At 37.1% G+C, this 13,087-nt stretch carries 11 protein-coding genes; 10 read left to right on the top strand and 1 reads right to left on the bottom strand.

Annotated elements, in window-relative coordinates; genetic code table 11:
• Window positions 1–18: 18 nt before the first annotated feature.
• The 9 genes from AC4BC3_RS09150 to AC4BC3_RS09110 all read left to right on the top strand — a co-directional run bounded on the left by AC4BC3_RS09150 (window position 19) and on the right by AC4BC3_RS09110 (window position 11,593).
• On the top strand, window positions 19–879 hold the full coding sequence (locus AC4BC3_RS09150) for an ABC transporter permease (protein WP_490467309.1): 861 nt from the start codon (window positions 19–21) through the stop codon (window positions 877–879).
• 16 nt (window positions 880–895) lie between these two features.
• Window positions 896–1,810 (top strand): carbohydrate ABC transporter permease, encoded by a 915-nt coding sequence (locus tag AC4BC3_RS09145; protein ID WP_490466334.1) that lies wholly within the window; start codon window positions 896–898, stop codon window positions 1,808–1,810.
• A 12-nt stretch (window positions 1,811–1,822) separates the two neighbouring features.
• On the top strand, window positions 1,823–3,466 hold the full coding sequence (locus AC4BC3_RS09140) for a type 2 periplasmic-binding domain-containing protein (protein WP_490466333.1): 1,644 nt from the start codon (window positions 1,823–1,825) through the stop codon (window positions 3,464–3,466).
• 327 nt (window positions 3,467–3,793) lie between these two features.
• A complete protein-coding gene (locus AC4BC3_RS09135; RefSeq protein ID WP_490466332.1) occupies window positions 3,794–4,420 on the top strand; it encodes a DUF624 domain-containing protein in 627 nt (208 codons plus the stop codon).
• Window positions 4,421–4,424: 4 nt separating this feature from the next.
• On the top strand, window positions 4,425–5,357 hold the full coding sequence (locus tag AC4BC3_RS09130) for an ROK family protein (protein ID WP_490466331.1): 933 nt from the start codon (window positions 4,425–4,427) through the stop codon (window positions 5,355–5,357).
• Between the two features lie 222 nt (window positions 5,358–5,579).
• Window positions 5,580–6,851, top strand: a complete 1,272-nt coding sequence (gene murA, locus AC4BC3_RS09125) for a UDP-N-acetylglucosamine 1-carboxyvinyltransferase (RefSeq protein WP_206907505.1) — start codon at window positions 5,580–5,582, stop codon at window positions 6,849–6,851.
• Window positions 6,848–8,143: a transcription termination factor Rho gene (gene rho, locus AC4BC3_RS09120; protein ID WP_206907503.1), complete on the top strand. Its 1,296-nt coding sequence runs from the start codon at window positions 6,848–6,850 to the stop codon at window positions 8,141–8,143. The genes murA and rho overlap by 4 nt, the downstream gene beginning before the upstream one ends.
• A gap of 98 nt (window positions 8,144–8,241) precedes the next feature.
• The gene (locus AC4BC3_RS09115) at window positions 8,242–8,505 is read left to right on the top strand and encodes a type B 50S ribosomal protein L31 (RefSeq protein ID WP_206899662.1); all 264 of its coding nucleotides are present in this window, start codon (window positions 8,242–8,244) and stop codon (window positions 8,503–8,505) included.
• A gap of 244 nt (window positions 8,506–8,749) precedes the next feature.
• Entirely contained in the window at window positions 8,750–11,593 is a 2,844-nt protein-coding gene (locus AC4BC3_RS09110) for an endo-beta-N-acetylglucosaminidase (protein WP_490466330.1), read from the top strand.
• Window positions 11,594–11,758: 165 nt separating this feature from the next.
• Here the strand turns inward: AC4BC3_RS09110 and AC4BC3_RS09105 are convergent, their stop codons facing one another.
• A complete protein-coding gene (locus AC4BC3_RS09105) occupies window positions 11,759–12,598 on the bottom strand; it encodes an aldo/keto reductase (RefSeq protein WP_206907501.1) in 840 nt (279 codons plus the stop codon).
• 130 nt (window positions 12,599–12,728) lie between these two features.
• Here AC4BC3_RS09105 and AC4BC3_RS09100 point away from each other — a divergent pair, with 130 nt between their 5' ends.
• A complete protein-coding gene (locus AC4BC3_RS09100; protein WP_490466329.1) occupies window positions 12,729–13,085 on the top strand; it encodes a winged helix-turn-helix transcriptional regulator in 357 nt (118 codons plus the stop codon).
• Window positions 13,086–13,087 lie beyond the last annotated feature (2 nt).

Below are 13,087 nucleotides of genomic sequence, written 5' to 3'. Positions count from 1 at the left end.
CAGTGGCAACTACAATCGATGGCGATTCCAGGTATTGTCTACATGATTATATTCAGCTTTATTCCCATCTACGGATTAGTGATTGCTTTTAAAAATTATACAGTGATTGATACGATTGAAAGTGCACAATGGGTGGGTCTTGAAAACTTTAAAATTATTATGGCAGATAAATATTTCTGGCAATCAGTAGTCAATACGTTAGGAATCAGTGGCTTAAAACTAGCTTTTGGTTTTGTCTTACCGATTATTATAGCAGTGATGATTTATGAATTAAGAGATAGCGTCTTTAAACGGACGATCCAAACGATTTCTTACTTACCACACTTTCTTTCTTGGATCATACTCGGAGGAATGTTGATTACTTGGTTTTCTTCCAACGGAATGATCAATGAGCTTTTGAATTTTATTGGTATCCAAGCGAAACAAAACCATATGTTAGATGCGGGAAAATACTGGTGGATCGCTTCTTTATCTGATGTTTGGAAAGAAGCCGGGTGGGGAACGATTTTGTACCTTGCGACGATGTCACGAATTGATCCCACATATTATGAAGCAGCAAAAATGGATGGCGCCACTCGAATGCGTCAAATATGGAGTATTACGATTCCAATGATTCGAAATATTATTTCGTTAAACTTGATCCTTAGTGTAAGCGGTTTATTTAATTCGAATTTAGACCAGACATTGGTTTTAATGAACTCACAAAACCAACCTAAAGCAGAAGTAATCAATTCGTATGTTTATCGCGTTGGTTTGATGCAGGGGGATTTTTCTTACGCAACGGCTGTTGGATTAGGGATTTCAATCATTTCAGTTATTTTGCTAGTTGCAACGAATATCATTACTAAGAAATTAAACGATAATCAGTCAGTTTTATAAGAAAGGAGTAAAAATGTTGGAAAAAAGAAAATTATCCTTATCAAAACCCAAGAGTAATGTCGTACAAGACAAAGACAGTAAAATCTTTAATTTTGTTAATGTGTTACTTTTACTAGTTTTCACAATCATGATTATCGTCCCCGTTTGGAACATTGTTGCTTCCTCTTTTGCTTCAAGTGATGCTTTGGCAAAAGGAGATTTTGTCTTTTGGCCTTCGGAGATCTCGATGGATAACTATCGCAAAGTCCTTGGTGATTCTTCCTTGTGGCAGGCATTGATTATCTCAATTGGAAAGACGGTTCTTGGTGTATTAGCACATACGGCTTTTTGTGCAATTATGGCCTATGCTTTGTCTAAACGTAATTTAAAAGGTCGTAATCTTTATTCGACAATGGGAATTATTACGATGTTTTTCTCTGGGGGGATGATCCCAACCTATTTATTGATTAAATCTTTAGGCTTGTTGAATACTTTTTGGGTTTATATTATCCCAGCATTGTTATCTTACTACGATGTTATTATTCTAATGAATTTTTTCCGTGATGTGCCAACTTCACTAGAAGAGTCAGCAAAAATTGATGGTGCAAGTGATTGGGGTGTTTTCTTAAAAATATTTGTGCCATTATCAAAGCCAGCACTTGCAACAATTGCACTCTTTCACGGTGTCTGGCAATGGAATGATTTTATGACAGCAAAACTGTATGTGACGGACAAAGCACTGTATCCACTACAAATGAAGCTTTATGAAATCATTACGCAATCTCAGGCAGCTTCGCAACAAGGCTTAAATGCTGCTGTTGAAATCAGTACCACATCTAAAGGAGTACAGTTGGCAACGATCGTTGTTACGACCGTTCCAATTTTAATCATCTATCCATTGCTACAAAAACATTTTATCTCAGGCATGATGCTTGGGGCAGTCAAAGAATAGGAGGAATAATTAATGTTTGGAGTCTCAAAGAAAAAAGTTGTTGGTATGTTGGCATTAACGAGTACGGTGTTACTAGCTTTAGGTGCTTGTGGCAATAGCAAAGAAGAAGCATCAGCAAATAAAAAAGTGGAGCTTCCATCAATTGAAGATCGTTATACACCAGAGAAAGATACACCTGCTTGGAAATTAGATAAAAAAGAAGAAACAACAAAATTAACTTGGTATGTTAATGCCGATTGGTGGAACACTGAATTTGGAAAAGATATGGTAACGAAAAAAGTAAAAGAAGACTTGAATATTGATATTAAATTCATCACAGGTGATGATACAAAATTAAATACTTATTTTGCTGGTGGAGACATGCCAGATATCGTGACTGTCTTTGATTCAAATTCACAAGTAGCTAGAAAAGCCAATTCTTGGGCGCTTCCATTACAAGACTTAGCAGAAACGTATGATCCGTATTTCAATCAGGTGGCACGTCAAGAAACATTAAACTGGTATAAACTTTCAGATGGAAAATCCTATGGTTATCCAGACTATTCAAATGTTCAAAAAGATTTTGACAGTGGCGACATCTTTGCCCGGGATGCATTCATTATTCGAAAAGATGTCTATGAAGCAATTGGCAAACCAGATTTCACTACACCAGATGGTTTTGTTGCTGGAATGAAGAAAATCAAAGAACAGTTTCCTGAACTGATCCCATTTGGGTTCAATGACTTTGCCAAAGATGGTTCGTCAAATGGTTCAATGGATAGTGTGGTTCAAGATATGTTAGGTGTTCCTTATACGGATGGGGATGATTACTATGATCGTAATTTAGATGAAGATTACATCAAATGGGTCAAAGCATTTCGTCAAGTTCATGAAGATGGAAATATTTCAGATGATACGTTTACAGATGATGGTGATAAATTCAAAGAAAAGTTACAAACTGGCAAATATGGTGCTGTGATGATCGGTTCATTTGTTAATCAAGGTATCCCGCTCCAAACCTTCAAAGCGGCTAATCCTGATTCGGAGTACATTGCAGTTGACGGAATTCAAAGCACCAAAGGGAATGATCCAACGTTAACACAAGCGGGTATCTCTGGTTGGATGATCAACTATATTGGTAAAAATTGCCAAGATCCTGCAAAAGCAATTCAATTATTTACTTATTTGCTAAGTGATGAAGGACAAATGTTAACGAACTTTGGGGTCGAGGGCGAAACGTATACAAAAGATGGCGATAAAGTGCAATGGACAGATGAAGCACGAAAAATTCAACAAGAAGATCCAGAAAAATGGCAATTGGACTATCGAATGGGTGAATTCATTCAATTTGGTCATGACCGTTTTAAAGCTATGAACGATGATTCTTACGTTGATGCTGTAAAACAAATGCAGCAATGGGGAGAAGGCAAATTAACTTCTCAATTCTTAACGGAAAACATTGGACCAGATGCAGGTAGTCAAGAAGCACGTGCCTTAAGTGCTATCCAAACGAACTGGAGTACAACACTAGTTGGTATGCTACGTGCCAAAGATGAAAAAGAATTAGATGATTTATTAGCTAAGTACAAAACATTCCAGGAAGAAAATAAAATCGATGATGTGAATAAAGTTCGTAATGAGAAAATTCAAGAGAATAAAGAAAAATTAGCTATGTAATCTCTAAACCAAAAAAGAAGACTTAAGTAAAAAAGAACTTCTCAAAAATAGATTCATCAAATTTTCGAGAAGTTCAACTTCTTTTTGAAAAAATGTATCTGCGAACACCTACGAAACTAGCAGAGATTGTTCAAATAGTTTGAGGTAAGCTAGGTGAATGACGGCTAAAAACGTTCAAAAAATCAAAATGAGTGTAATGATTTTTAGTGGAAGCAAAATGACTGAATTAGCTTGTGGCGAAAAGCTAAAATTGGAGCAATGAAAAAGGTTTCTAGTTGAGACAACCTTTTTCATTTGTGTGAACAGGATCATTTAGGAGGTAAAAAAATGCAAAAGATTTTTAGTACGGAAGGTAAAATTTACGAAGGAATGCAACGAATTTATCAAGTGCTATTACTAACGATTATTTTTTTACTTTCCTGTTTACCGGTAATCACAATTGGTGCGGCAATAGCTAGCGCTTATGGAACTGCTTACAAAATGGTTGATCATAAAGAAGGCGTTTTGTATAAAGAATATGGTCATCAGTTTAAACAAAATTTTGTTTTGGCAACGAAAATGTGGATGCTGATTCTGGGCGTAAGTGGGGGGAGTTTTTTCCTGCTACCTTTTATCCAACCTTTATTGCTTGGAAATAAAATCGCCTATTATTTAGTAATGTCATTGATCACATTGCTTGTTCTGATGGGACTATATTTGTTTCCGTTAATCGCTCGTTTTGAAAATAATTTATCAGGAACAGCGATCAATGCGTTCGCCTTATCACTAAAACATTTACCGGTTAGTATCCTATTATTTTTTATAACAATTGGTGGAGGGATACTGGTTCCTCTTTATTTGCCAAGTTTATTATTTGTATGGCTCTTTTTGGGAATCGGTACAGTCATTTTTATCAAAGCAAAGTTATTATTGAACGTTTTTCATTCGTACGAGAATTTAGAAGAGGGAAGTTGATCATATGTATGTAGGATTTGATATTGGTGGAACAACTGTGAAATATGGTGTTCTAGATGAAACTGGAACTATTTTAGAAAAATCAGTCATTCCGACAAATTATCAGTTGGCAGATTTTTTGGTTGAGCTAGATGGAATCGTGAAAGATGCTCAGAAACGATATGAAAAAATTGAGGGAATTGGCATTAGTGCACCAGGAATTATCCAAAAAGATGGATTCATGCTTACAGCTGGTGCAATTAGACCTTTTTATGGGGCTAATATCAAACTGGAACTAGAACGACTGACTGGCTTACCCGTTTCTGTCGAAAATGATGCTAATGCTGCAGCGATTGCCGAACATTGGATTGGGAATGCACAAGGCTTGGAAAATTATTTATGTATTGTTTTGGGAACCGGTATTGGTGGCGGAATCGTACTCAATGGGGAAGTTTTTCGAGGCGCTCACGGCATGGCCGGTGAATTTGGCTGGAGTATCATTGATCAATTACCAGCAGAAGGCGATATTGAAGAAGTTTCATGGAACAAGCGAGCAGCAACTGTTGGCGGACTTTGCTATCAATATAATTTGAGCCAAAAAAAGTCAGATGTAGCTGCAACGATGCTTTTAGATGCTCGAGAAATTTTCCAAAAAGAGGCAGAAGGTGAAGCATTAGCAATCAACACAGTAGAACAATTTTTAACAGATTTGGCTGTGGGAATGTTGAATCTAATTAGCTGCTTTGATCCAGAACTGATTTTATTCGGTGGAGGAATCAGTTCAAATGAGCAATTTAATCAGCGCTTTCAAAAACGTTTGGAAGAACTGATGGATCGACATCAATCAATTCATTACCTTAAAGATAAAACGATTGCTGCTGTTCGCCCAGCCAAATTAAAAAATGATGCAGGCATGATCGGGGCTGTTTATCAAATCCATCGTCAAGTGACAAAATGAATCAAGTCTTTGGCTATTTAAAGAATGTTCGAGAATAGTAGTTTAAATTGCCAAATAGAAAGCAGACTGAAAACTTATTTTTCAGTCTTTTTTTTTTGTGAAAAAAGCGGTTGAAAAGGACAAAAAAAGTTGTTTATGTACTGGTACAGTCCCAAGCTTTTGAAAAATGACAGTCTATGGTAAAATTAACGAGTATGAATAAATTAAGAATAGGTGGATTTTATGAAGAAAATCGTTATCAATGGTGGCCGTTCACTAACAGGTGAAGTAACGATTAGTGGGGCAAAAAATAGTGCAGTGGCATTGATTCCAGCAGCTATTTTAGCAAATTCCCCAGTGATTTTAGAAGGTGTCCCTGATATTCAGGATGTTCATTCGTTAATTGAAATTTTAGAAATTATGGGTGCAAAGATTACTTTTTCAAATAACGTATTAGAAATTGATCCAACAGAAATCGTATCTGTGCCAATGCCAAATGGAAAAATCAATAGTTTACGTGCATCGTACTATTTTATGGGAACATTATTAGGAAAATTTGGTGAAGCTGTAGTTGGTTTACCTGGTGGCTGTTATTTAGGCCCACGACCAATTGATTTACATGTTAAAGGATTCGAGGCGCTCGGTGTACAAGTTACGAATGAGCATGGCGCGATGTATTTGCGAACTAAAAATGACCAAATGCAAGGAAATCGAATTTTCATGGATGTAGTCTCCGTAGGCGCAACAATCAATATCATGCTTGCGGCAGTAAAAGCAAAAGGGCAAACAATCATTGAAAATGCGGCTCGTGAACCAGAAATTATTGATGTTGCGACGTTATTGAACAACATGGGAGCAAAAGTACGCGGCGCGGGTACGGACATTATCCGTATTGATGGTGTCGAAGAATTACATGGTTGTCGTCATTTCATGATTCCTGACCGAATCGAAGCGGGAACATACTTAGCTCTTGCAGCAGCTGCTGGGAATGGAATAAAAGTAAAAAACGTTATTTTTGAACATCTCGAAAGCTTCATTGCTAAGTTACAAGAAATTGGTGTCAAAATGAAAATCAGCGAAGATGAAATCGAAGTTTATCCATCGACTGATTTGAAAGCAGTGAATGTGATGACTTATCCATATCCAGGTTTTGCGACAGACTTGCAACAACCTTTGACTCCATTGTTATTAATGACATCTGGCACTGCAGAAATTATCGACACGATTTATGCGAAACGCGTCAATCACGTACCAGAGTTAGCGCGAATGGGTGCAGATATTTCAGTTGAAGGAAACATGATCATTGTCAATGGTCCAAGTAAGTTACATGGTGCAGAAGTCGTAGCATCGGATCTTCGTGCAGGGGCTTGTTTAGTTATTGCTGGATTGCTAGCAGAAGGAACGACAACAATCTATAATATCGAATATATTCTACGTGGATATGATCACATTATCGAAAAACTAACCGCGTTAGGTGCATCAATTGAAATGATTGAGGAAGTGGAGGCTGAATGAGCGACTATTTGACAATGGCGGAGCTAGAAAATAAAACATTAAAAGAAATTTATAGCTATGCCAAGGATTTTAAAATTCCTTATTACAGTAAAATGAATAAAAAGGAACTCTCTCTCTCTGTGATTCGTGCGCAAGCAGAAAAGCAAGGGTTCTATTATATGGAAGGAATTTTAGATATCGTAGGACAAGATGGGTATGGATTTTTACGTCCAATCAATTATGGTCCAAGTGTAGAAGACATCTATATTTCCGCTTCACAGATACGCCGTTTCGGTTTGCGAAATGGGGATAAAGTTGCTGGAAAAGCCCGCCCACCAAAAGAATCAGAACGTTATTATGGATTGATGCATGTCGAAAGTGTCAATGGAAAAGATCCAGAAGAAGCAAAAGAACGACCTCATTTTCCGGCATTAACACCTCTTTACCCACAAGAACAGTTAACATTAGAAACAACCACTAATCGATTATCCACACGAATGATTGATATTTTTTCTCCTGTCGGTTTTGGCCAACGTGGGCTAATCGTTGCGCCACCAAAAGCAGGAAAAACAACGGTCTTAAAAGAAATTGCTAATGGCATCACGGAGAACTATCCTGATGTTGAATTGATTGTTTTATTAATTGATGAACGACCGGAAGAAGTGACTGACTTAGAACGTAGCGTAAAAGGAGATGTGGTATCTTCAACATTTGATTTGCAACCACAAAATCATACACGTGTCGCAGAATTAGTCTTAGAACGTGCAATGCGGTTGGTTGAAGATAAACGAGACGTTGTTATTTTAATGGACAGTATAACACGACTTGCTAGAGCCTATAACTTAGTGGTTCCGCCAAGTGGTAGAACCTTAAGTGGAGGAATTGACCCAGCTGCGTTGTATAAACCAAAGAAATTTTTTGGAGCAGCACGTAATATCGAAGAAGGTGGGAGCTTAACAATCCTAGCAACTGCTCTGGTAGATACGGGCAGTCGAATGGATGATGTCATCTACGAAGAGTTCAAAGGAACGGGAAATCTTGAACTTCAATTGTCACGTGAATTAGCAGAAAGAAGAATCTTCCCAGCAATCGACATCAAAAAATCAGGAACGCGTAAAGAAGAATTGCTAATTCCAAGTACACAATTAGAAGAAATTTGGAAATTACGTAAAAATATGATTGGTGATTCTTTAGAATACACGGAGCAATTGATTCGTTTCTTGCGGAAAACAAAAAACAACCAGCAGTTTTTTGCGGAGTTTCAAGATGTTTCCTTTGGCAAGAAAAATCAAATAAGAAATCAAAAAAGATAATTGCAACCTTGAATGAAACATGATAAGATGTTACTGTTGTAAATCGACAAATTAACTCTGGTTCAGCAAATGAAGCAGGGCAAAGGAGCGAAAAAACTATGAAAGCAAACATTCATCCAGATTACCATCCAGTAGTATTCATGGATTCAACAACTGGTTTTAAATTCTTGTCAGGTTCAACAAAAACTTCACAAGAAACAGTTGAATGGGAAGACGGTAATACATACCCAGTCATCCGTGTCGAAGTAACTTCTGACTCACATCCATTCTACACTGGACGTCAAAAATTCACACAAGCAGACGGACGTGTGGACCGTTTCAACAAAAAATACGGTCTCAAAGACGCAAACGCTGCAGAATAATCAAATTATTGTTTACGCAATATTTGGCAGATCTCATCTTCGGGTGGGGTCTGTTTTTTTACAGATTTTTTATTCTTGGTTTGACATAGTCGGATGGATTCGTTGCAAACAAATAAAAAACTGTAATGATAAAATGAGTTGAATCTATATTTTGTATTCATATTTCTATAGTTTGTTCATGTACTTCTTTTTAAGTAAGCGCTATCATTTTAGAAGGATAAAAAAATGATAGGAGGAATCATGGGTGAATTGTTGGGTTAAAAGTGGAGTAGGATTGTTGTTGGTATTCGGGATAGTTGGTGTCTCAGGGTGCGGTGTCGAAAATAATGCAGAGTCAAATTCGATTGACTATCAGGAAACGGAAGAAGCAAAAGTTGATCGAGGTATGACGAATCAACCAGAATCTTCTTATTGGTTTCCAGAAGAATTATTGCAATGGGATTTTTCAAAAGACGAGGATGCAAAATACAATGTTAGTACTGTACCATTGGCAACACGAGTAGATAAAACAAAATTGATTCCTTCAAACAACACACAAAATTCAGAGATGAAAGTAGTGGCTTTGTCCATTATGAACAGTAGTACCAGCGGCAATGCACCACGAGGAATCAACACATTTGACGCGAATGTTTTTTCTAACTGGCAATATATCGACCAACTTGTTTACTGGGGTGGTTCATCTGGTGAAGGAATCATCGTTCCTCCTAGCCCAGATGTGACTGACGCAGCGCATAAAAATGGTGTGCCAGTGTTGGGAACTGTGTTCTTTCCACAAACTGCGCATGGTGGGAAAATCGAATGGCTAGATACTTTCTTGAAAAAAGATGCCGATGGTACATTTCCTTTAGTTGACAAGCTGATTGAAGTTGCTCAAAGTTATGGGTTTGACGGCTGGTTCATTAACCAAGAAACAGATACAGTTGTAACTAGCTTTGATGAGGCTAAAGAAAATAAAAAGGAGCAAACAGCAGATAATGCGGGCGGATTAACCAAAGAACACGCCGATTTGATGCAAGAATTTATCAAAGAATTTAAGAAGAAACAAGCTGATTTAGCTATCATGTGGTATGATTCGATGACGTCTGAAGGAAAAATGGATTGGCAAAATGCTTTGACTGATCAAAACCAAGCTTATTTAGTAGATGCAAACATGAATCCAGTAGCGGATAGCATGTTTCTGAATTTCTGGTGGAATACGGAGCAATTGGCAAGTAAGGAACTTTTGAAAGCATCTAAGGAAAAAGCAAATGAATTAGGGATCGACCCTTATGATTTATTTGCAGGAATTGATGTTCAAGAAAAAGGGTACGCTACGCCAGTTGATTGGGATTTATTTGTGGATGATAAGGGTGTTCCATATACTTCTTTAGGATTATATGTTCCTAGTTGGACATACAGTTCTGCGAGTGATCCAGATGATTTTCAAAATCGGGAAGAACGTTTTTGGGTCAATGACAAAGGAGATCCCACTCAAACTAGCGCGTTAGAAGGGCAAGATTGGCCGGGAATTTCAACGTATGCGTTGGAGCAAACAGCTATCACTTCTTTGCCTTTTGTAACGAATTTCAATACAGGGAATGGGTATAATTATTTCATTAAAGGCCAAAAGGTATCAAGTTTAGATTGGAATAATCGAAGCATGCAAGATATTATGCCGACGTATCGTTGGATAATGGAACATGACAAGAACAATGATTTATCAATTAGGATGGATTATGCTGAGGCTTTCAATGGAGGAAATTCCTTACTATTTAGAGGAAATATGACTAAAAATGCTACTAGTCAAGTGAAACTTTATCGAATGGAAACAACAGTCACGAAAGATTCAGAAATAACTACAACTGCGAAAGCATCAGATACGACCAACCTAGCTGTTGTTTTGGCATTTGAAGACGGAGGTACAGAAACGATTGAACCAAGTGAAAAAGTAGGAAATGAGTGGACTACTTTGAACTATTCATTAGAAAAATTTGCAGGAAAAACCATCACTTCCCTTTCCTATAAAATAACTTCAGAAAAAACAAATGATACTTATGAATTACATTTAGGGCAGCTTGCAATGACTGACTCACCTTCCACAGAAAAATTGATTGTTGCAAATGCTGAAGTAGAAGACGTCGTGTTTGATGAAGAAGAAAGTAATTATGCGGGAATTCGTTTAGTGTGGGATAGCAAAGAAAGTCAAGCGGATCATTATGAAATTTATCGAATAAATAAAGACGATACTCGCTCTTTCTTAGGTGCTACGCCTGCAACGACCCATTACATCAACGGATTAGAAAGACAAAAGAACACGCAGCAAACAAACTTGGAAATCGTCCCCGTTGATGCTCTTGGAAATCAAGGAAAGGCATCAGATCCGATTTCGTTTGAATGGCCAGATAATACATTACCAAAAGCGAGTTTTACTGCTTCTAAAACATTAGCGGCTCCTGGGGAACAAATTAGGTTTACAAATACATCTTCTTCTAATACGGACAAAGTAACTTGGGTGTTTGAAGGTGGCGATATTGAAACGAGTACGGATGATGCACCAGTGGTTACTTATGAAAAAGAAGGTGTATATAAAGTAAAACTGACTGCAGAAAATGAAGAAGGAAAAACACCGGTTGAGATAGAGGGCTTGATTACGATTAGTCAAAAGGTCCCTGACGAATTGGCGTTGTTATCGTTAAATGCGAAAACAGATGCTTCCTCCTTTACCAATGATTCGGAAGCACCTGAATTTGCAGTTGATGGAAACTTGAAAACAAAATGGTGTGCAACAGGAACACCTCCCCATGAAATCATTGTCGACCTTGGTGCTAGCCAAACAGTTAGTGAAGTTCGATTCGCACATGCCGAAGCGGGTGGCGAGAGTGCAGATATGAATACAAAAGCTTATACAATCGAAGTAAGTCAAGATGGAAAAGAGTATAAGAAAGTATCACGAACGATCAATAATACGAAAAAAAATAGTATCAATACCTTTGCTGTCGAACAAGCACGATATGTAAAAGTAAGTGTGGACAAACCTACACAAGGTTCAGATACAGCTGTGCGAATTTATGACTTGGGTGTTTATGGAATGAAAGAGTTGCTGAAATAAAAGAGTGACAAGCAGATACTTAAACTTATTTACGTAAAAGAGCTATGACAAAAATCTTGTCATAGCTCTTTTTTGTAAATCATCGATGAATGGATGGCTTCTATCAAAGAACAAATCACCAGTAAGAACTGGTGATTTTAATAGATGAACTAAGTTGTTCTTTTATTAAAAATCAAATTCATCGGGATTAGGGCCACTGCGAAGACCTTCATTCAAAGCATTCAATTTTTCCATATCTTGATCATCCAATTGAAAATCAAATATGTCAGCGTTGCTGCGCATTCGTTCTTCATGAACAGATTTAACGACTAAAAGAATCTGTTGCTGAATGTCCCAACGTAAGATGATTTGTGCTGGTGTTTTTTGATGCTTAGCAGCAATTTCCGTAATTAATGGATGAGTTAATAGTTGACCTTGCATCAAAGGAGACCATGCTTGAATCTTGATATTATGTTGTTCGCCATATGCACGCAATTCATGCTGTGCCAATTTTGGATGAAGCTCAATTTGGTTTAGAGCAGGAGTGAGTTTAGAAAATGTGGCTAATTCTTCTAAATGATGCACTTCAAAATTGCTTACGCCAATCGATTTGATTTTTCCAGCATCATACAATTTTTCTAAAGCTAACCAAGAATCTTTGAACGCGTGTTTCCCTGGCCAATGGATCAAAAATAAATCTAAATAGTCTAATTGCAACTTAGTCAATGTTTCATTGAAAGATTCCAGTGCCTCTTCTTGTGAAAGATGAGCGTTCCAAATTTTGGAAGTAATAAATAAATCTTCACGAGTTAGGCCCGTTGCGGCTAACCCTTCTTTAATTCCCTTTCCTGTCCCTTCTTCATTTCCATAAATTTGAGCTGTGTCGATGAGACGATAACCGTTAATAATCCCTTGTTTCACCACTTCGGTTACTTTTTCATTGGGAATTTGAAAAACACCTAATCCTAATCCGGGAATTTTTTGACCATTGTTAAGAACTACTTTATCTGATAGCGATTGAATCATTTGTTTGTTCCTCCTTGTTATTCTTGGTGTTTAGTATATAATTGTGGTGGTGTTGTGTATAGTACCTACTTTAAAGTTATATAGTAACCTTTTAGTAACTATTGATTATATAAGGGGAAAGGAACGAATAATGGAAGAAAAAATTTATAATATTGGTGTTGAAGCAACTATGGATGTGATTGGTGGGAAGTGGAAACCAATTATTTTATGTAATTTAAGACATGGATGTTTACGGACGAGTGAATTAAAAAGACAGATCACTGGAATTAGTCAAAAAATGTTGATTCAACAATTAAGAGAATTAGAAGAAGCTGGTATTGTAGATCGCAAAGTTTATAATCAAGTGCCACCAAAAGTTGAATATTCATTAAATGAGTACGGAAAAACATTGAGTGAGGTTCTTGATAATTTGTGTAGCTGGGGGGAACAGCACGTTGATACTTTACGAACAAAAGGAGTAAAAGTTCGAATGAAAGAAACAGTATAGAC

Source organism: Enterococcus sp. AAFC-DPL-6103, assembly GCF_058216595.1.
This window is presented reverse-complemented; position numbering and strand designations above follow the sequence as displayed.